Raw genomic sequence first — 20254 nt, 5'->3', positions numbered from 1 at the left:
TGTGCCGGGCCCGGCAATCGACTAGAGATTCTGCAACGCTTATACCCAACAGGAGAGTGACGGATGTCCGACGGCCCCACCTATGGTTTTGATACGCTGCAAATTCACGCGGGCGCCCGCCCCGACCCGGCGACCGGCGCGCGCCAGACCCCGATCTATCAGACCACGGCCTATGTGTTCCGCGATGCCGATCACGCGGCCGCTTTGTTCAACCTGCAAGAGGTCGGCTATATCTACTCGCGCCTGACCAACCCCACGGTGGCAGTTCTGCAAGAGCGTGTTGCGACGCTGGAAGGTGGCGTTGGCGCGGTGTGCTGCTCTTCGGGTCACGCGGCGCAGATCATGGCGCTGTTCCCGCTGATGGGTCCGGGTTGCAACGTGGTCGCCTCGACCCGGCTGTATGGTGGGACGGTCACGCAGTTCAGCCAGACCATCAAGCGCTTTGGCTGGTCGGCCAAGTTCGTCGATACCGATGATCTGGATGCGGTGAAGGCCGCCATCGACGACGATACCCGCGCGGTGTTCTGCGAATCCATCGCCAACCCGGGCGGTTACGTCACCGACATCCGCGCGCTGGCCGATGTCGCCGACGCCGCCGGCATTCCGCTGATCGTCGACAACACCGCAGCCACGCCCTATCTGTGCCGCCCGATCGAGCATGGCGCCACGCTGGTCGTGCATTCCACCACCAAATACCTGACCGGCAACGGCACCGTCACCGGCGGCTGCATCGTGGATTCGGGCAAGTTCGACTGGTCCGCCAATGACAAGTTCCCCTCGCTCAGCGCGCCGGAGCCTGCCTATCACGGCCTCAAGTTCCACGAAACCTTTGGCCCGCTGGCCTTCACTTTCCACGGTATCGCCGTGGGCCTGCGCGACCTGGGCATGACGATGAACCCGCAGGCAGCGCATTACACGCTGATGGGGATCGAGACGCTGAGCCTGCGCATGCAGCGCCATGTCGAAAACGCCGAGAAGATCGCCGCCTGGCTCGAGAAAGACGACCGCGTGGACTATGTGACCTATGCGGGCCTGCCCTCGTCGCCCTATTACGAGCGGGTCAAGAAATATTACCCCAAGGGCGCCGGGGCCCTGTTCACCTTTGCGGTCAAGGGCGGCTATGACGCCTGCGTCAAGCTGGTGAACGCGCTGGAAATCTTCAGCCACGTCGCCAATCTGGGCGATGCGCGGTCGCTGATCATCCATTCGGCCTCGACCACGCACCGGCAGTTGACCCCCGAACAGCAAGAGGCCGCCGGTGCCGGGCCGAACGTGGTGCGGGTGTCGATCGGGATCGAGGATGCCGACGACCTGATCGCCGATCTCGATCAGGCGCTGTCCAAAGCCTGCGCCTGAACCGAAATGCCGGGGCACAGGATCAACGCGTTGGGCCAGCCCGTGGGCCTGCCGGTTGCGGGCGAGTTCCCGCGCCCGGCCCCGCCGCGCGCGCCCATGCAGGGGCGGTTCTGCCGCGTGGTGCCCCTGGATGTGAATGCGCATGCGCCCGGCCTGTTCCGGGCGTTTGCCGCGGATACCGACGGCCGCAACTGGACCTACCTGCCCTACGGCCCGTTCGACTCGCAAGCCGAGTTCGCCGCCTGGCTGGCCCAGACCTGCACGGGGGACGATCCGCTGTTCCATACGGTTCTGGACCAGGGCGGCCAGCCCGTCGGGATGGCGTCCTACCTGCGTATCGACCGCAATGCCGGCGCGATCGAGGTGGGACACATCCATTTCTCGCCGCTGATGCAGCGTACTCCGGTCGCGACCGAAACGATGTTCCTGATGATGCGCCGCGTGTTCGACGAGTTGGGCTATCGCCGCTACGAATGGAAATGCGATGCGCTGAATGCCCCGTCGCGCCGGGCCGCCGAACGGCTGGGTTTTGTCTTCGAAGGCGAATTTCGGCAAGCCACCCATTACAAGGCGCGCAACCGCGACACGGCGTGGTTTTCGATCATCGATACGGACTGGCCACGCATCCGTCAGGCGTTCGAGACCTGGCTGTCACCCGAGAATTTCGACGCCACGGGCCAACAGCGGAAACCGCTGATGGCCTGCTGCGAAAGCTGACGTCACTCGGAAATATCGAACTCCATCGACACGGTGACCGAAACCGAAACCTCGCCACCGGCGACCGGGACCCCGCTCGAATCGGCCATGGCCATCTCGCGCATCTGCATCACCGGCCGAACGCCGCCGCTCTGCTCGTCGATCGACTGAACCGGCCCCAGGGCAACGCCGGCGGCCTGCGCCAGTTGCCGGGCTTTCTCGATCGCGTCGGCCACGGCCTCGGCCCGCGCTTCGGCCTGCAGCGGTTCAGGCTCCTGCAGGCCAAAGCTCAGGCCACCGAAATCATTTGCACCATCGTCGATGACCCCGTCCAGAATCGCGCCCAACGCGCCCAGATCGCGTACCCGCACGAACACCCGGTTCGAGGCCACGAAGCCGGTAATCCGTGGGGTGCCGTCGCCCGAATAGCCCCGCCCGCTCCAGACCGGCGATACCGACAGGTCGCGCGTCTGCACGTCACGCGGCGCGATGCCCATGTCGTCCAGCCGGGCCAGAACCTTCGCGACGGCGGCGGATGTCGCGCGCATCGCGGCCGAGGCCGCCTTGTCCTCGTTCGTGACCCCCAGCACGATGGTGGCCATGTCGGGCGCGGCCTCGGCCGTTCCGGTCGCGGACACACGGATGCGACGTTCTTCCGCATGGGCGGCGCCGGCCGCGGTCGCCGCCAGCATTGCGGCCAAAAAAGCAAATGTCTTCAAGGTGATCCCTCCGGTTTCCTGTTTCAGACAATGGGCCGGCAGACCCTTGCCGAGCAAGGGGAGAATCCGGCTTTGCCTTTCCCTCGGCAGGTTCCTGCTCTAACCTCGTTGGGCGAACGCATGGGCGTTTGCTTTGGTTCTGGCAATTACGGCATCTTCGGATCATGACACCCGCCTTCGCGTTGTCCCTTTCGGAAAACGGCATCACGCTTCTGCACCAGTCCGATGGCGAATGGTTCGAGATCGGATCCGTCACGCTGGACGATCCGGATTTTTCCGACAACCTGACCGAGTTGCGCAAACGGGCCTTTGCCCTGGCCAACGACCTGAGCTGCATCGTCGTGATCCCGGCCGAGCATGTCCGCTATCTGACGGTTCCCGCCGATGACGCCGGTGCAGACGACCCGACCGCGCGGATCGAGGCCGAACTGGCCGCGACGACGCCCTATGCAGCAAGCGAGCTGCTCCATGATCTTCAGCGTCGGGACGGTGTTCTGCAAGTGGCCGCAATCGCCCGCGAAACTGTGGACGAGGCGCGAAGATTTACCGTTCAATACGGGTTCGTGCCCTTGTGTTTTGCAGCCCCTCCACAGGGCGAAACCTGGCCCGGATCCTTCGAATTTCGTTTCGACGACGCACCCGGCCATGCGACGGCGGAACCCACGTCGGCTGCAACCGACCTGTCCGCGCCACTAGATGGCAGGGAACCGACCGAGCCGGAACCGGCACCGGCGCCCCCGGTCGAAGTGACCGCCGCGGCGCCCTCGGTCGCAATCCACCCCGTTGCTGATCCGGACGGCGCGGCGACGTTTCACCCGCAGAACACCCTGGACGGACCCATGGCACGCAGCTTGTGGAGCGTCCGCCACCTGCGCCGCGCGGTGCCGGTGACCGTCGTTGCGGTACTGGCCGGCGTGGCATTTGGCATTCTGAACCGCTCGGGGGACGCCCCGGGCCCTGAAATCCCCGCGCCTGTGGTTGCCGAAGCCCCCGTGCCGGCCCAACCCGACGATCAGGCCCCTCAGACCGTCGCGTCCGAGATCAGGCCAGCGGAGCCGGTCGAGCAGGCGGCGACCACGGGACCCGGACGTGCACCCGTCGAACTGCCCGCGGTTCCGGCCGAAACCGACCCCGAGGCCCTGGCCGATCTGGCCTCGGCGCCGGTTGAAACCCCGGACGCGCCCACATCTGGGCCGGCCTCGATCGACGCCGCCGTTCTGGATGCGCTGACGGTCGCCCCGTCGCCGGTCGAACAGGTCCAGCGCGACCCCGAAAGCCAGGAGGTGTTCCAAGAGGTCACCGGCCTGACCATCGTTGCGCCGGACGCCCCGCCGACACCGCCACTGGAGGACCCGGACGAGCTCTATCTTGCATCCATCGACTCGACCGACCTGTCACAGGATGCGATTGCACTGCCTGATGTTCTGAGTTTCGCATCCGACGCGCCGGTCGATCAGGTCAGCCCTCCCGCGGCGCCGGGCACGCGGTTCGCGCTGGACGCGCGCGGGTTGGTGACGCCGACCCCCGAGGGGACGCTGAACCAGGATGGCGTCATGGTGTATCTGGGACGGCCAGCACGGGTGCCACCGGCGGTGCCCGTCCGTTTCGAGACCGCCCCGACGGCCACCCAGGCCGACGAACGGCTGGCCGGCCTTCGCCCCAAGGCGCGCCCGGCCGATCTGATTGACAGGTTCGAGCGGGAACAGCTTGGTGGGCGGTCATTGACCGAACTGGCCAGCATACGCCCCAAGGCCCGCCCCAAGTCCGTCCAGGACCGGGCGCAGACCGATCACACCCCCACCGCACAGGCGGTGGTCCGGGTCCCGCGCCCACGGGCGCGCCCATCGACGGTTGCCGCCCTGGCCGCGCAACGGCAAAAGCCCGGCAGCGCCCCGCTGGGTTCGGTCGCTTCGGTGAAAAAGTCGGATGACGATGACGGATCGTTCCAGCCGAAATCCGTGGCGCCGAAGATCCCCAGCACCGCATCGGTTGCCCGGCAGGCGACGATGGACAACGCGATCAACCTCAGACGCCTGAACCTGATCGGGGTCTATGGCACCCCGGCCAACCGCCGCGCCCTGGTCCGGCTGCCCAGCGGCCGGTACAAGAAGCTGAAGGTCGGAGACCGGATCGACGGCGGCAAGGTCGTCGCGATCGGCGACAGCGAGCTTCGCTATCAGAAGAAGGGGCGCAACCTGAAGCTGACAATGCCCAAGGGGTGAGAAATCGGGAAATCCGGAACCCTCGGCGGGTTCCGGAAGGCCTGCCGCCTTAAATCAGGCGGCCGAGATTTCGCCGGACTCGATCTGTTCGCGCTCGATCGATTCGAACAGGGCCTTGAAGTTGCCCTCGCCGAACCCGTCGTCGCCCTTGCGCTGGATGAACTCGAAGAAGATCGGGCCGATCACGGTTTTCGAAAAGATCTGCAACAGGATCTTGGTCTCGCCGCCATCGACGACCCCTTCTCCGTCGATCAGGATGCCGTGCTTCTTCATCCGGTCCACCGGCTCGTCATGGTCTTTCACGCGGTCGAAGGACATCTGGTAATAGGCATCGTTGGGGCCGGGCATGAACTTCAGGCCGCGTTCAGCGATCGCATCGGTCGAGTCATAGATGTTCTCGGTGCCGACGGCGATGTGCTGGATGCCTTCGCCCTTGTATTTCTTGAGGTAAGACACGATCTGCCCGGTCTCGCCGCGGTCTTCGTTGATCGGAATGCGGATGCGCCCGCAGGGCGAGGTCAGCGCGCGGCTGAACAGACCGGTGTATTTGCCCTGGATGTCGAAAAAGCGGATTTCACGGAAATTGAACAGGTCGCCGTAGAACTTGAACCACTTGTCCATGTTGCCCTTGTAGACATTGTGGGTCAGGTGATCGAGGTAGTAGAAGCCGACGCCGCGCGGCTTGGACTGCTTCAACCACTCGAATTCCGCGTTGTAGGGCGAGGTTTCGTAATACTGGTCGATGAAATAGATCAGCGACCCGCCGATGCCCTTGATCGCGGGCACGTCCATGGTTTTGTCGGCGCCGTCATAGGGCTCGGCCCCCTTCGACACCGCATGGTCATACGCCTTTTGCGCATCCACTACGCGCCACCCCATCGACGGAGCGCAGGGGCCGTGCTCGACCACGAATTTCGCGGCAAAGCTGTCGGGATCAGCGTTCAGGATGTAGGTGATGTCGCCCTGCTGCCACAGTTCGATTGCCGGCTTGTCCTTGTGGCGGGCAACCATTTCGAAACCCATTTTCGCGAAAAGATCTCGCAGCTCCTGCGGCTCGGGATGGGCGAATTCGACGAATTCGAAGCCGTCGGTCCCGGCGGGGTTTTCTGCGCTGATGACGGATTTCGGGGCATTGTGGGGGAAAGGACCCATGGCGTGTCTCCTCGACGAAAGGAATTTCTTTGCTGATTCAAGAATACGCATTTTTCCACACTGTTTTTGCGCATATTTTTCATGTAAACTAATGGTTGATGCGTGAAGTTCGCGCGAAATCGAAAAAGGCTGAAAAAACCTCGCACATGCTGGACGCTATCGACACACGCCTGCTGGCTGCCCTGCAAAAGGATGCCCATCTGACGGCCCATCAGTTGGGCGAGTTGCTGAACCTGTCGCCCAGCCAGGCGGGGCGCCGTCGTCAGCGGCTGGAGGCCGAGGGCTATATCACCGGCTATGCGGCCAAGCTGGACCCCTTGAAACTGGGCCTGCACGTGCAGGGTTTCATCCAGGTTCACCTGGGCACGCACGGCCCCGAGCAATCAGCCAGCTTTGCCCGCATGGTCGATTCCCGCCCCGAGATCACCAGCGCTTGGACGATGACCGGCGAGGCGGATTACCTGCTGCACGTCTATTGTGCGGATCTTTCCGCGCTCAACGCCTTGCTGCACGAGGTGATCCTGCCGCATCCTGCCGTGGCACGGGTGCAAAGCCAGATCGTGATGGATCAGCTCAAGCGCGACGCCCCGCTGCCCACCTGACGGCCCCGAAAGGAACGAGATGAACGAATTTCTGTACCAGGCCTCGATCTATCTGGCGGCGGCGGTGATCGCGGTGCCCCTGTCGGCGCGGTTGGGGCTGGGGTCGGTTCTGGGCTACCTCGCCGCCGGCCTTGCCATCGGCCCGGTTCTGGGCCTGGTGGGGGCCGAAACCAAAGACCTGCAGCATGTGGCCGAATTCGGCGTGGTCATGATGCTGTTCCTGATCGGCCTCGAACTGGAACCCCGCGCCCTGTGGGACATGCGGCACAAGTTGCTGGGGCTGGGCGGGTTGCAGATTTCGATCTCGACCGCGGCCATCGCGGCCGTGACCTATTTCACCGGGCAACCCTGGACGGTCGCGCTGGCGGTCGGGTTGACCTTGTCGCTGTCATCGACGGCGATCGTGCTTCAGACCCTGTCCGAAAAGGGGTTGATGCGCACCAATGGTGGCCGGGCGACGTTCTCGGTTCTGCTGACGCAGGACATCGCGGTGATCCCTATCCTGGCCTTTCTGCCGCTGCTGGCCATGCCGGCCAGCATCTTCATCGAGGATGATGGCTCGATCACGCGCGGTGACGGCGGGCACGGCGACGCGCATCATACGCTGTCGCTGGTCGACGGCCTGCCCGGCTGGGCGGTGACGCTGGTGACATTGGGCGCGATCGCGGTCGTGATCCTGGTGGGCGTCTATCTGACCCGCCCCCTGTTCCGGTTCATCCACGCGACCCGCCTGCGCGAGATGTACACGGCGCTGGCCCTGATGATCGTGGTCGGGATCTCGTTCCTGATGACGCTGGTGGGCCTGTCGCCGGCGCTGGGGGCCTTTCTGGCGGGCGTCGTCCTGGCCAGTTCCGAGTTCCGGCACGAGATGGAAAGCGACCTGGAGCCGTTCAAGGGGTTGCTGCTGGGTCTGTTCTTCATCACCGTCGGGGCCGGAATCGACATCGGGTATTTCTTCAACGATCCCTTCGACCTGATCGGGCTGGCGCTGCTGGTGATCCTGGTCAAGGGAATCATCCTCTTCATCGTCGGGCGCGCCTTCAAGCTGCGTGGACGCGACCACTGGTTGTTCACGCTGGGCCTGGCACAGGCGGGTGAATTCGGCTTCGTGCTGCTGGCTTTTTCGACCAAGCAGAGCGTGATCCCGCCGGCCCTTGGACAAAAGCTGTTGATGATCATCGCCCTGACGATGCTGATCACGCCGCTGCTGTTCATCCTGTATGATGTCTTGTCGCGCCGCATCCGCGACCGGGCCCCTCAGGTCGAACCCGAGGACATCGACGAACAGGGGCCTGTCATCATCGCCGGGATCGGCCGGTTCGGCCAGATCGTCAACCGCCTGGTCCGCGCCAGCGGATTCAAGACGGTGGTTCTGGACCACAACATCGAGACCATCCAGCTGATGCGGCGCTTTGGCGTCAAGGGGTTTCTGGGTGACCCCACGCGGCCGGAACTGCTGCGGGCGGCGGGGCTGGAAAAGGCCTCGGTTCTGGTGGCCGCGATGGACAACCCCAAGGAAGTGACGCGGCTGGTCGCCTATGCCCGGCGGCAGCGCCCCGATCTGCACATCGTCGCGCGCGCCCACGACCGCACCCATGTGTACGAGCTGTACCAGGCCGGCGCCGATGATATCGTCCGCGAGCTGTTCGACAGTTCGCTGCGGGCGGGCCGCTATGTGCTGGAAAATATCGGGCTGAGCGAATACGAAGCCGCGCAGGCTCAACAGACATTCTATCACCACGACCGGCAGGCGATCCGCGAACTGGCCGAGCTGTGGGTTCCCGGCCAGCCGACGGCCGAGAACAAGAAATACATCGAAAAGGCGCGCGAACTGGAGAAGGACCTGGAAACCGCGCTGCTGGAGCTGGCCGAGAAGAAGGAAAAGAAATCCGCCTGATCCGGCGCGGGGCCGGATCAGATGGGCGTCATCCTTCCGACACGCCGGCCTCGGTAAAGGTGGCCATGCCCGAATGGCAGGCGACGGCGCTTTTCAGGATGTTGATCGCCAGCGCGCCCCCCGACCCTTCGCCCAGCCGCAGCCCGAGGTTCAGCAAGGGCTCCTTGTCCAGCTTGCCCAGCATGGCAGCGTGAGCGCCTTCGGCGCTTTGATGGCCGGCCACGGCGTGATCCAGCGCGCCGGGCGCCACACGATCCAAACAGGCGGCGGCCGCCGTACAGATGAACCCATCCAGAATGACAGGTATCCGCAGCACCCGTGCCGCCGCGATCGCCCCGGCCATGGCCGCGAGTTCCCGCCCACCCAGGCAGCGCAGGATCTCGAGCCCGTCACCAGAGCCCCCGTGCAGTGCAACCCCTTCGGCCACGACGCGCGTCTTGTTGGCAAGCCCGGCATCGTCCACACCGGTGCCACGCCCGGTCCAGTCGGCGGCCTCTCCGCCGAACAGGGCACAGGCTATCGCCGCCGCCGGGGTTGTATTGCCGATCCCCATTTCACCGACCACCAGCAGATCGGCGTCAGGATCGACCGCCCGCCACCCGGTGCGCAGCGCGTCCAGAAGTTCGGCCTCGGTCATGGCCGGGCCTTGCGTGAAATCCGCCGTCGGTCGATCGAGATCCAGCGCCTGCACCGTCATCCTGGCCCCGGCCGCCTTGGCCAGTTGGTTGATCGCGGCGCCACCATGTTCGAAATTCAGGACCATCTGCGCGGTGACTTCGGGCGGAAACGCCGAAACCCCCTGTGCCGTCACCCCGTGATTGCCGGCAAACACGATTACCTGCGGCGCCTCGATCCGCGGCTGCGCGTCGCCCCGCCAGCCGGCATACCAGATCGCCAGTTCCTCGAGCCGACCCAAAGCCCCCGGCGGCTTGGTCAATTGGCCGTTGCGGTCGGCAGCGCCCTGCAGCGCGTCCCCGTCCGGGCCGGGCGCAGTACGCAAAGCATCCCGGAAAGTGTTCAGATCATCGAGTTCGGGCAGCATTCAAAGCCTCGTTGCATCACAGTGGTCCTGCGTGTTTAACCGAACGCGAGGCTCCAACAACCCCTTGAAAGGCGCGCAGGTGCACAAAAACGACACACGGCTGTTTTCGCCCCGGGACATACCGCTGGCGCTGGTTCTTCTGACGCGGTTGCCCCAGCCCCGGCTGCCGGACGAGGTTTTCGCCCGCCAGGCGCAGGCGGTCTGGGCCTTTCCCCTTGCTGGGCTGATCGTTGGCCTGCTGGCCGGTCTGGTCGGCTGGGTGGCGTTTGGTGCCGGTCTGCCGCCCTGGGGCACGGCCACCCTGATCGCCGCAACCCTGACCATCGTGACCGGTGCCATGCACGAAGACGGGTTGGCCGACACCGCTGACGGACTGTGGGGCGGCTACGCGGCCGAGCGGCGGCTCGAGATCATGAAGGACAGCCACATCGGCACGTTCGGTGTGTTGGCGTTGGTTTTTTCGCAGTTCCTGCGGGTGGCGGCGATCGTCGCCCTTCTGACCGGCGGTGGGCTTGCGGGCCTCGTGGCCGCGGCGGTGGTCTCGCGCGCGATGATGCCGCCGGTGATGGCGGGGCTGCCCAATGCGCGCGGCGCGGGGCTGAGCCATCGGGTCGGAACGCCTCCGGGCTCGGCGGTGATCGCGGGGTTGGTTCTGGCCTGCTGTCTGGGCGTGGTCCTGGCGGGTTGGCCCGCAATCGCCGCGACGCTCTGCGCGGGCCTGTCGGCGGTGGCGGTCGCAGCCATTGCCAAGGCGAAGATCGGTGGCCAGACCGGCGACATCCTGGGCGCCACCCAGCAAGTGTCCGAAATCGTGTTTCTTCTGGTCCTGGCCGCGGCGGTCTAGGTCACGCCTCCGGTTTCGATCCGCAGGGTTGCGCCGCAATGCTTGCAGTGCACCGCATCCGGGTCATGCCGGAACAATCCGCAGCTGCGGCACCTGTACCGGACCTTTTGCGGCATGAAGACGGCCTGCGCCAGACGAACGAACAGCGCCACCCCGACCACCATGATGAACACCGAAAACAGCTTGCCGCCCGGCGTGGGCAGGGTGATGTCTCCGAACCCCGTGGTGGTCAGGGTTGCCATCGTGAAATACAGCGCGTCGATATAGGGGGTTTCGCTGCTGGACGGGATGAAGAACACAAGAACGGCGGTCGATGTGGCAAACACGAAGACCAGAAGGTTCACCGCCGCGATCACCGCATCTTCATGCGTGCGAAAGAACCTGCTGTCGCGCCGAAGATCCCGCAGCAGATGGTAGGAATGGATCAGTCGCAGCGCCCGCAGGACCCGCAGGAAGGCCAGGCTGCCGGTCAGAAACGGATCGAGGATGACCGACACGATCACCACCAGATCGGCCATCGTGTAGATCTTGAACAACAGCTTCCGGCGATCCTTGGCGATCCACAACCGGGCCAGGAAATCCAGCAGGATGATCAACCCAACCGCCCAGCTGACTGCGATCAGCCCCGGCCCGTGGGGCATGTTGGCCGTGGACACGAAGAACACGATCGAGGCGAAATCGAACAGGATGAGGAAATACCGAAACCACACCGAAACTGCCGCGCGACCGACATACAGTGCCCGAACCGCTTGTTTCATCACCGCCTCTCGATCAGTGCCATCCCCGAAAACCTAACCCGCAGCCGGTCGCCCGACCAAGGCGCACGCGTGAAAAAACCGCCCCGGAACCGGAGCGGTCACATCCGTCGGATCACATCGGATCAGGCTGCGCGCGAGGTCAAGGCCTCGTCAACCTGCTTGGCAGCGGCAATCTCGTCCGATCCCGAGACCGCCGCCACTTCGCGGGTCAGCCGGTCAAGCGCGGCCTCGTACAGCTGACGCTCGGAGTAGCTCTGTTCGCGTTGTTCGTCGGTCCGGTGCAGGTCGCGGACCACTTCGGCGATCGAGATCAGGTCCCCGGAATTGATTTTCTGTTCGTATTCCTGCGCCCGGCGCGACCACATGGCCCGTTTCACCTTGGCCTTGCCCTTCAGGGTCTTCATGGCCTGGCTGATCACGTCGGGCGAGCTCAGCGACCGCAGCCCCGACTCGGTGGCCTTGTTGGTCGGCACCCGCAGGGTCATCTTGTCCTTTTCGAACGAGATCACGAACAGTTCCAGCTTGAATCCCGCCACTTCCTGTTCTTCGATCGATATGATCTTCCCCACCCCATGGGCCGGGTAGACAACAAAATCGTTCGGGCGAAACTCGAGCTTCTTCGATTTTGACATGCACTTGTTTCCTTGGTTTCAGAGCGGGAACAAACGGCAAAAAACCCAGCCGGGGCCTGTCATGACCCCCGTCGGGTTGCCGGCTTTACTGATTTCAGCACTCCAAAGCGAACATACTTACGGAGTCATCCCCATCTCGGTCGATTTCCGGGTTTGATCATATCACAAAAATACGACATCTGGAAGCCGGCGCAGCAGCGACAGGCAAGATATCGAAGTTTTACAGGGTTTTGATGACCCGAGAGCCGCGATTGCGAGACCCGAATCGCCTAGCCGCCTTCGCCCGGGGCTTCCGAGAAATACTTCTCCATCTTGCCCTCTTCGCCGTCGTGCTTCTCGGCGTCGGGCAGCGGATCCTTCTTCGACACGATCACCGGCCAGATCTCGGCGTATTTCCGGTTGAATTCGACCCACTCTTCCATGCCCGGCTCGGTATCGGGGCGGATCGCGTCAGCGGGGCATTCCGGCTCGCACACGCCGCAGTCGATGCATTCGTCGGGATGGATGACCAGCGTGTTCTCGCCCTCGTAGAAGCAATCGACCGGACAAACCTCGACGCAGTCGGTGTATTTGCAGGCAATGCAGTTCTCGGTGACAACATAGGTCATGGTCGAATTCCCATATCGGTTTCGGCGACTAGCTAATTCAACCCGCCCCGGGCTTCAAGAGAAGATCACCCCCTTGGGGTGCGAGAAAGATCAAGCGCCCGCCGATCCTTCTTGGTCGGACGACCTTTTCCCTCGAAACCCGGATTTCCGGGCGGAGCGTTCTGCGCGGGCGTCAGGTCGGTGTACAGCGTCTGCGCCTCGGGCGCGGGGCCGCGACGCTCGCCCAGGATTTCCACGCGGACGACCCGGACCACCCGCCCCTGCGCAAAGGTCAGGACATCTCCGGGCCCGACGGTCTGCGCCGGTTTCTGGGCCCGGTCTCCGTTCACGCGCACATGGCCGGCACTGACCTGCCTGGCGGCCAGGCTGCGGGTCTTGAAGAACCGCGCCTGCCACAGCCACTTGTCGATCCGCAGCTTGGCCAGCGTCTGGGCCATGACGGATCAGTTGCCTTCCTTCAACCCCATCAGCGCCGCGGCGAAGGGGTTGTCGGGATCGATGGCCTTTTCCTTTTTCGGGGGGCGCGACGAGAAGGTCTTGGTCCCCTGCGGCTTGCCACCCTTCTTGCCTTGCGGTTTGCCACGACCCTCGCGCGGCTTGCCCTTGCCGCGCGGCTGCTGTGCATCCCGGCGCGGGCCGCGATGGCCCTGACGCTGACGGCCCCAGGTGAAGGTATAGAATACCTCGATCTCGGGCTCGTCCGAGGCCGGTTCGGCGGCCGGGGCCTCGTCGGGCGCCTCGGTGCTTTCGGTGGCCTCGGCTGACGCCTCGGCAGGTACGCCTGCCGCATCCGCCGGGACATCAGTCGCTTCGGGTCCGGTTTCCGCCGGCTGCGCGTCGGATTCGGCCGTTGGCTGAGGCTCGGCTGCAACCGGCCGGACCTTGACGCGCTCACCGCGCTCGGCCTTGTAGCCCAGCCCCTGCATCAGATCGGCGAATTGCTCCAACGTCATGCCGGTGATCGACAGCATGTCGGGCTTGGCCTCGAAGCCGCCCCGGCTGTCTTCGGCGCGCAGCATGTCGGCCAGACGCTCCAGCATGTCGATGCGGATCGCACGCTCGCCCGCGTTGCGGTAGCCGCACATGGTGTCATAGCCCTCGGGCGCGCCCTTGGCGACAGGGACCGTCACCAGGCCCGGCGGCGGAGCTTCGGGAAATTCCTGCAGGCCGTTGGCCAAGGCCCACAACACCAGACGAAGGCGCGTCGGTGCAGGCTTCAGCAGCAGCGGCATGAAAATGGTGAACTGGCCGAACCGGATGCCATGCTTGCGCAGCGCGCCGCGGGCGTCCTGGTCCAGATCCTTGACCTCTTGCGCGACACCGGCGCGCGGCAGGATGCCCAACGCCTCGACCATGCGGAAGGCAAAGCCCCGGGCAAGGCCCGTCAGCTCTTCGTCGCGCGACAGGTTCAGCAGCGGTTCGAACAGCGCTGCGATCTTGCGGTCGATGAAGTGCTGCAGGCGGCGCTGCACCTTCTGTTCGACCTCCGGCCCTGCGGCCTCGTCCACGAACACTTCGACCATCGGCTTGAGCGGTTCGGCCCCGGCAACCAGCTTGCCGACGGCATATTCGCCCCACATCAGGCCACCCTGTTCGGTAAAATCAATTTCGGTATCGGGCGCATTGTAGAAGCGGTCGGCACGCAGATGGAATTGCGGCGCGAGCGCTTGCAGCGAGGCCGATTTGAGCGCTTTCGCCTCGGTTCCCTGCGCGCTTTTGTCCGGGATGAACCGGAACCCTTCCAAACGACCAACGAATTCGCCTTCGACGGTCACTTCACCCTTGTCATTCACTTCGGCCAAAAGGGCCTCCTTCTGTTTGAGCCGGCGCAGCAGAACAGATGTACGCCGGTCCACAAATCTCTGCGTCAGACGTTCATGCAAAGCGTCCGACACCCTGTCTTCTACAGCGCGGGTTTCCGCGCGCCAATGGGATTCGTCGCGCACCCAGCCGTTTCGTTGCGCAACATATGTCCAGGTGCGAATATACGCCAACCTTTTGGACAACGCATCAATATCGCCGTCTGTTCGGTCGATCCGGCGGATCTGTCGCGCCAGGAAATCCTCGGGGATCGTGCCGCGTTCGTGCAGATGCCCGAAGATCGATTCGAGCAGGCTGGCGTGTTCGGCGTGGCTGATGCCGCGAAAATCGGGGATTCGGCAGACATCCCACAACAGGCGGATCGACGGGCCGTCACTGGCACGGGCCGCAACCTCGGGCACCTGGGCCAGCGATTTCAGCGCGTTCAGGTCGTCGGCGGGCCGGGCCTTGACCAAATGCTCGTTGTCCGGGCTGGCCTCGAGCGAGTCGATCAGCGCATCGACCGAGCCGAACCGCAAGGCCGCATTCCGCCAGTTCAGCTTTTTCATCGGCGTGAAGCGGCTGTCCATGATGGCCTGCGCCACGCCTTCGTCCAGCGGCGATGCCTCGCCCGTCACGCCGAAGGTGCCATCCGACATGCCGCGCCCGGCGCGCCCGGCGATCTGGGCCAGTTCGTTCGGAGCCAGCGGCCGCATACGCCGGCCATCGAATTTGGACAGGGACGAAAACGCCACATGGTTCACATCGAGGTTCAGACCCATACCGATGGCGTCGGTGGCGACCAGATAGTCGACCTCGCCATTCTGGTACAGCTCGACCTGCGCATTCCGCGTGCGCGGGCTGAGAGCGCCCATGACCACGGCCGCCCCACCCTTCTGCCGCCGCAGAAGTTCGGCAATGGCATAGACGTTCTCGACCGAGAACCCGACGATCGCGCTGCGCGGGGGCATGCGGCTGATCTTCTTGGACCCGGTATAGACCAGTTGCGACATCCGCTCGCGCCGGACGAACTGCGCCTGCGGAACCAGCGCCGCGATCGGGCCGCGCATCGTGTCGGCGCCCAGAAACAGCGTCTCGTGCGTGCCGCGCATTCTCAGCAGCCGGTCGGTAAAGACATGACCGCGCTCGGTGTCGGCGCACAGCTGGATTTCGTCGATGGCCACAAAATCGGCGCCCATCCCCTCGGGCATCGCCTCAACCGTGCAGACCCAGTATTGCGTGCGCGGCGGAACGATGCGTTCTTCGCCCGTCACAAGCGCCACCACCGAGGGGCCGCGGGTGGCGACGATCTTGTCATAGACCTCGCGCGCAAGCAGCCGCAGCGGCAGGCCGATGACACCGGTCCGGTGCCCCAGCATGCGTTCGATAGCATAGTGGGTTTTGCCTGTATTGGTCGGGCCAAGTACGGCCACGATTCGGGATGACCCGTTCACCTTTGCCCCCTGCCCGGACCTTAGAGCGCCTTGCCCGCGATCTGCGGTTTCAGCCGATTCACGGCATTGGTTACTTCTTCGTGATGAGGATGTATAGCCAGCGCGCGGGAATAGGCCTCATAGGCGCGGTCGGGCTGACCCAAAACCTCGAAGATCAGACCCAGCCCGTAAATTGCCTGATAATTGTTCGGGTTCAGGGTCAGGGCATGTTCAAGATCCGCCGCCGCCATGCCGAAGCGTTCCAATCCGAAGAAGACCGAGGCGCGCGCATGCCAGCCCTCGGCAAAATCGGGGGCGTGGTCGGTCAGGGCTGTCAGGTGATCCAGCGCGGCGTCGATGTCTCCCCGCTCCACCGCGTCGAGCGCCCGTTGCAACAGCAGATCCGCCGAGGCCGAGCCGGATTGCGACCACAGCGCCTGCAACTGCCGATCCAGGCCGATGGCCTGCTGCGGGGTCGCCTCGGCCAGTTGCCGCAGCAGTTCCGCCTCGTCGCGCAGGTCGGCCTGCTGCGCGCCGCCACTGGTGGAAAACGTGACTAGGACCGCAAATGCCGCAACGGTACCTTTGAGATTGTCGATTGCAATGCCCATAACAATGTTCAGTGTAGCGTTGCGACCGCGGATGTCCATTCACGGCGCACCAACAAATGAGGAAGACCATGAGCGACACTCTTGAAAAAGCCGCAGCCGCGCTGAACGAAAAACTGGCGGGTGGCGAATTTGATTCGTCGGCGAAATTCGCCATTGCCGATCTGGGCTCGATTGTGCTGGACGCGAATGGCGCGCGGGTCAGCGACGAGGACGCCGACGTCATTCTGAGCGCCGACGCGGACACGTTCGAACAGATCCTGAGCGGCGAGTTGAACCCCACGGGTGCGTTCATGGCCGGCAAGCTGAGCGTGGACGGCGACATGGGAATTGCCATGAAACTTGCCTCGGTGCTGGCCTGATGGAACTGTCGCCGGCCCCTTTCTTTGAAGACGTGGCCGGCGGACCCGCCGGCGGCGCCGCGCATTGGTTGACCACCAGCGACGGCACACGCATCCGCGTGGGCCACTGGCGCCCCGAGGGCGAGGCGACCGGGACGGTGATGATCTTTCCCGGCCGCACTGAATACATTGAAAAATATGGCAATGCGGCGGGCGAGTTCGTGCGGCGCGGCTTTGCCGTACTGGCCGTGGACTGGCGCGGACAGGGTCTGGCCGACAGGTTGCTGGAAGATCCGCGCATCGGCCATGTGGACAAGTTCACCGACTATCAGCAGGACGTACGCGAAACGCTGAAACTGGCCGAGCAGCTGGGCCTGCCGAAGCCCTGGCACGTGATCGGGCATTCGATGGGCGGCGCGATCGGGTTGCGCGCGGTTCTTGAGACCGGCCGGTTTGCCTCTTGTGCCTTCACCGGTCCGATGTGGGGCATTTTCTTCACGCCGCTGATGAAACCGCTCAGCCGCCTGACGGCCTATTGGGGGCCGCGATTCGGGCTGGGTGAACGCACGCCGCCCACGACCTCGCTGGACAGCTATGTGCTGACCCAGCCGTTCGAAGGCAACGTACTGACCCGCGATCCGGGAATGTACCGGATGATGCAGGATCAGTTGAAAGCGCATCCCGAACTGGCCCTGGGCGCGCCGTCCACCATCTGGCTGCGCGAGGCACTGGACGAATGCGCCTGGCTGATGGCGCAGACCGCGCCCGACCTTCCCTGCCTGACCTATCTGGGAAGCCACGAGCAGATCGTGGACCGAAAGGCGATCCGGGCGCGGATGGCGAACTGGCCCAGCGGTAAACTGGTCGAGATCCCCGACGGCGAACACGAGGTGATGATGGAACCGCCCGAGGTCCGCGGCCCCGTATTCGAGGAGATGGCCGCGCATTTCTCGGCCGCCGCCAACGGACAGACACCCGCGCTTGCGATGACGCGCTGACACCTCGGCTGCTTGTGATCCGCGCGCCCTGCGCCTAGATGTGATCCAACGCAGACAATCGAGGTGTTTCATGCACGAGCTTCCCTTCCCCGTCCGAGACGCAAATTCCGGTGGCGGCGCCGACAATCTTGGCAACCTGCCGGAATGGAACCTGGACGATCTGTACAAAGGGCAGGACGCGCCGGAACTGACCCGCGATCTTGAGTGGCTGGAGCAGGAATGCGCGGGTTTCGCCGCCGATTACGAAGGCAAGCTGGCCGATCTGGATGCGCAGGGCCTGCTGACCTGTGTCCAGCGCAACGAAAAGATCAACGCCGTCGCGGGGCGCATCATGTCTTTTGCCGGGCTGCGCTATTACCAGCTGACCACCGATGCCGAGCGCGCCAAGTTCCTGTCGGACATGCAGGAAAAGGTCACTCTGTTCACCACGCCGCTGGTGTTCTTCACGCTCGAGATCAACCGCATCGACGACGACGTGCTGGCCGCTCATTTCAAGGCCAACGCGGACCTGGCCCGGTACGAGCCCGTCTTCCGCCGCATCCGCGCGATGAAGCCCTACCAATTGTCGGACGAGCTGGAGAAATTCCTGCATGATCTGGGGGTGGTCGGCGACGCGTGGGAACGGCTGTTCGACGAAACCATCGCCGGGCTGACCTTTACCGTGAACGGCGAAGAGCTGAACATCGAAGGCACTCTGAACCTGCTGACCGAACAGGACCGGTCCAGGCGCGAGGCCGCGGCCCGCGAACTGGCCCGCGTATTTCAGGACAACGTCAAAACCTTTGCCCGCGTCCACAACACCCAGGCCAAGAAAAAGGAAATCATCGACCGCTGGCGCAAGATGCCAACCCCACAGACCGCGCGGCATCTGGCGAATGATGTCGAACCCGAGGTGGTCGAAGCCCTGCGCGAAGCAGTCGTGGCCGCCTATCCCAAACTTAGTCACCGCTACTACGAGCTCAAGCGCAAATGGCTGGGGCTGGATGTGATGCAGGTCTGGGACCGCAACGCGCCGCTGCCGATGGAAGACACCCGCACCGTATCGTGGGAAGACGCCGAGAAGACGGTGATGGAGGCCTATGCCGCCTTCGATCCCCGCATGGCCGGCATCGCGGCACCGTTCTTTTCGAAAGGCTGGATCGATGCGGCAGTGAAACCGGGCAAGGCCCCGGGTGCCTTTGCGCACCCCACCGTTACCGATGTGCACCCCTATGTGATGCTGAACTATCTGGGCAAACCGCGCGACGTGATGACGCTTGCGCACGAGTTGGGCCACGGCGTGCATCAGGTGCTGGCTGCCGGTCAGGGCGAGATGCTGTCCTCGACGCCCCTGACGCTGGCTGAGACCGCCAGCGTCTTCGGCGAGATGCTGACCTTCCGCAAGATGCTGGATCAGGCCGAAACGCCCGAGCAGCGCAAGGTTCTGCTGGCCGGCAAGGTCGAGGACATGATCAACACGGTGATCCGCCAGATCGCCTTCTACGACTTTGAATGCAAACTGCACGCCGCCCGCCGCGAGGGCGAACTGACGCCGGACGACATCAACGCCCTGTGGATGAGCGTTCAGGCCGAAAGCCTTGGCCCGGCGTTTGAATTCATGGACGGGTACGAGACCTTCTGGGCCTATGTTCCGCACTTTGTTCACTCGCCCTTCTACGTCTATGCCTATGCATTCGGCGACGGGTTGGTGAACGCGCTGTACTCGGTCTATGAAAGCGGCGCGGACGGGTTCGAAGACAAATATTTCGAGATGCTCCGCGCGGGCGGCTCCAAACACCACAAAGAGCTTCTGGCCCCGTTCGGGCTGGATGCCAGCGACCCGAAATTCTGGGACAAGGGCCTGTCGATGATCTCGGGCTTCATCGACGAGTTGGAGGCAATGGAAGAGTGACACCCAAGATCGGGCGCTGGGCCGCGCTGAAGGCGCAGCTGCGCCCGGTTCTGGCCCGCATCCGCCAGAAGGTTCCGCGCGGGTTGCGGTTCGTCGTGGGCATCCTGCTGATCATCGGCGGAATCTTCGGATTCCTGCCGGTGGTGGGGTTCTGGATGATCCCGCTGGGAATCATGGTCGCCGCGATGGACGTGCGGCTGTTGATACGCTGGTGGCGAACGCGTCAGCGCAGGCGGCCCCGCTGACCGGGCCCGTGCCGCCCTATTTCAGCTGGCTGTCTTTCGATCCGCGCCGATTGATCCCGCCTCGGGCCTTGTAGGTTCCGTCGCGCTCCTGTTGGCAGTCCAGGCACAGCTTGACGCCGGGAATGGCCTGACGCCGTTTTTCCGGGATCGGTTCCTCGCATTCCGCACAATGGGTCAGGCTGTCGCCCACGGGGCGTTTGCGCGCCTGCATCCGGGCAAGCTCGTCGGAAATCGACGCTTCGATCTGTTCGCTTACCGCGCCGTCACGCGCCCAGCCTCCGGCCATGGTCTCCTCCGTTTCAGCCGCCAGCCAGTCTAGGTCACACACTCATAAATCGCTATCGGCGTTTGAGGGTTTCTGATTCACTTCTGTGAAAGAGGAGAGCAGCATGTCTCAACGTCGCTATGAA

General features: G+C 64.1%; 20 protein-coding genes. 10 read left to right on the top strand and 10 right to left on the bottom strand.

Features of this window, described 5'->3' with window-relative positions; all coding sequences use genetic code 11:
- Positions 1-63: 63 nt before the first annotated feature.
- Both F3H26_RS09460 and F3H26_RS09455 read left to right on the top strand, forming a co-directional pair.
- Entirely contained in the window at positions 64-1356 is a 1293-nt protein-coding gene (locus tag F3H26_RS09460) for an O-acetylhomoserine aminocarboxypropyltransferase/cysteine synthase family protein (RefSeq protein ID WP_149775816.1), read from the top strand.
- 6 nt (positions 1357-1362) lie between these two features.
- Entirely contained in the window at positions 1363-2073 is a 711-nt protein-coding gene (locus tag F3H26_RS09455) for a GNAT family N-acetyltransferase (RefSeq protein WP_149775815.1), read from the top strand.
- 2 nt (positions 2074-2075) lie between these two features.
- Here F3H26_RS09455 and F3H26_RS09450 read toward each other — a convergent pair whose 3' ends face one another.
- Positions 2076-2744, bottom strand: a complete 669-nt coding sequence (locus tag F3H26_RS09450) for an SIMPL domain-containing protein (RefSeq protein ID WP_223162473.1) — start codon at positions 2742-2744, stop codon at positions 2076-2078.
- A 191-nt stretch (positions 2745-2935) separates the two neighbouring features.
- Between F3H26_RS09450 and F3H26_RS09445 the strand changes: the two genes are divergently transcribed.
- A complete protein-coding gene (locus tag F3H26_RS09445; RefSeq protein ID WP_149775813.1) occupies positions 2936-4993 on the top strand; it encodes a hypothetical protein in 2058 nt (685 codons plus the stop codon).
- 54 nt (positions 4994-5047) lie between these two features.
- Here the strand turns inward: F3H26_RS09445 and hppD are convergent, their stop codons facing one another.
- Complete coding sequence (gene hppD / locus F3H26_RS09440) at positions 5048-6145, bottom strand: 4-hydroxyphenylpyruvate dioxygenase (RefSeq protein WP_149775812.1); 1098 nt, start codon at positions 6143-6145, stop codon at positions 5048-5050.
- A gap of 146 nt (positions 6146-6291) precedes the next feature.
- Between hppD and F3H26_RS09435 the strand changes: the two genes are divergently transcribed.
- Complete coding sequence (locus tag F3H26_RS09435) at positions 6292-6747, top strand: Lrp/AsnC family transcriptional regulator (protein WP_149775899.1); 456 nt, start codon at positions 6292-6294, stop codon at positions 6745-6747.
- A 19-nt stretch (positions 6748-6766) separates the two neighbouring features.
- Positions 6767-8644, top strand: a complete 1878-nt coding sequence (locus F3H26_RS09430) for a cation:proton antiporter domain-containing protein (protein ID WP_149775811.1) — start codon at positions 6767-6769, stop codon at positions 8642-8644.
- Between the two features lie 28 nt (positions 8645-8672).
- Here the strand turns inward: F3H26_RS09430 and cobT are convergent, their stop codons facing one another.
- On the bottom strand, positions 8673-9686 hold the full coding sequence (cobT, locus tag F3H26_RS09425; protein ID WP_149775810.1) for a nicotinate-nucleotide--dimethylbenzimidazole phosphoribosyltransferase: 1014 nt from the start codon (positions 9684-9686) through the stop codon (positions 8673-8675).
- Between the two features lie 79 nt (positions 9687-9765).
- Here cobT and cobS point away from each other — a divergent pair, with 79 nt between their 5' ends.
- Positions 9766-10530: an adenosylcobinamide-GDP ribazoletransferase gene (gene cobS, locus F3H26_RS09420; protein ID WP_149775809.1), complete on the top strand. Its 765-nt coding sequence runs from the start codon at positions 9766-9768 to the stop codon at positions 10528-10530.
- Here the strand turns inward: cobS and F3H26_RS09415 are convergent.
- The 6 genes from F3H26_RS09415 to F3H26_RS09390 all read right to left on the bottom strand — a co-directional run bounded on the left by F3H26_RS09415 (position 10527) and on the right by F3H26_RS09390 (position 16372).
- Complete coding sequence (locus F3H26_RS09415; protein WP_149775808.1) at positions 10527-11288, bottom strand: potassium channel family protein; 762 nt, start codon at positions 11286-11288, stop codon at positions 10527-10529. The two genes, cobS and F3H26_RS09415, sit on opposite strands and share 4 nt — an antisense overlap.
- A gap of 122 nt (positions 11289-11410) precedes the next feature.
- A complete protein-coding gene (locus F3H26_RS09410; protein WP_149775807.1) occupies positions 11411-11920 on the bottom strand; it encodes a CarD family transcriptional regulator in 510 nt (169 codons plus the stop codon).
- Between the two features lie 269 nt (positions 11921-12189).
- Positions 12190-12528: a ferredoxin FdxA gene (gene fdxA / locus F3H26_RS09405; protein WP_149775806.1), complete on the bottom strand. Its 339-nt coding sequence runs from the start codon at positions 12526-12528 to the stop codon at positions 12190-12192.
- 65 nt (positions 12529-12593) lie between these two features.
- On the bottom strand, positions 12594-12965 hold the full coding sequence (locus F3H26_RS09400) for an RNA-binding S4 domain-containing protein (protein ID WP_149775805.1): 372 nt from the start codon (positions 12963-12965) through the stop codon (positions 12594-12596).
- A gap of 6 nt (positions 12966-12971) precedes the next feature.
- Complete coding sequence (locus F3H26_RS09395) at positions 12972-15782, bottom strand: helicase-related protein (RefSeq protein ID WP_149775804.1); 2811 nt, start codon at positions 15780-15782, stop codon at positions 12972-12974.
- Between the two features lie 20 nt (positions 15783-15802).
- Positions 15803-16372: a tetratricopeptide repeat protein gene (locus F3H26_RS09390; RefSeq protein ID WP_223162472.1), complete on the bottom strand. Its 570-nt coding sequence runs from the start codon at positions 16370-16372 to the stop codon at positions 15803-15805.
- A gap of 68 nt (positions 16373-16440) precedes the next feature.
- Here F3H26_RS09390 and F3H26_RS09385 point away from each other — a divergent pair, with 68 nt between their 5' ends.
- From F3H26_RS09385 to F3H26_RS09370, 4 genes are all read left to right on the top strand, one after another.
- Complete coding sequence (locus F3H26_RS09385) at positions 16441-16731, top strand: SCP2 sterol-binding domain-containing protein (RefSeq protein WP_149775802.1); 291 nt, start codon at positions 16441-16443, stop codon at positions 16729-16731.
- The gene (locus F3H26_RS09380; protein WP_149775801.1) at positions 16731-17708 is read left to right on the top strand and encodes an alpha/beta hydrolase; all 978 of its coding nucleotides are present in this window, start codon (positions 16731-16733) and stop codon (positions 17706-17708) included. Before F3H26_RS09385 ends, F3H26_RS09380 begins: the two co-directional genes overlap by 1 nt.
- Positions 17709-17778: 70 nt before the next feature.
- The gene (locus F3H26_RS09375) at positions 17779-19599 is read left to right on the top strand and encodes a M3 family oligoendopeptidase (protein ID WP_149775800.1); all 1821 of its coding nucleotides are present in this window, start codon (positions 17779-17781) and stop codon (positions 19597-19599) included.
- Positions 19596-19844 (top strand): hypothetical protein, encoded by a 249-nt coding sequence (locus F3H26_RS09370; RefSeq protein ID WP_149775799.1) that lies wholly within the window; start codon positions 19596-19598, stop codon positions 19842-19844. The genes F3H26_RS09375 and F3H26_RS09370 overlap by 4 nt, the downstream gene beginning before the upstream one ends.
- Positions 19845-19860: 16 nt before the next feature.
- Here the strand turns inward: F3H26_RS09370 and F3H26_RS09365 are convergent, their stop codons facing one another.
- Entirely contained in the window at positions 19861-20130 is a 270-nt protein-coding gene (locus tag F3H26_RS09365; protein WP_149775798.1) for a DksA/TraR family C4-type zinc finger protein, read from the bottom strand.
- Between the last annotated feature and the right edge of the window lie 124 nt (positions 20131-20254).

This window comes from Ruegeria intermedia, from assembly GCF_900129345.1.
Classification (GTDB): domain Bacteria; phylum Pseudomonadota; class Alphaproteobacteria; order Rhodobacterales; family Rhodobacteraceae; genus Ruegeria; species Ruegeria intermedia.
The sequence above is the reverse complement of the archived record's forward strand: the minus strand, read 5'-3'. Positions and strand labels throughout refer to the sequence as shown.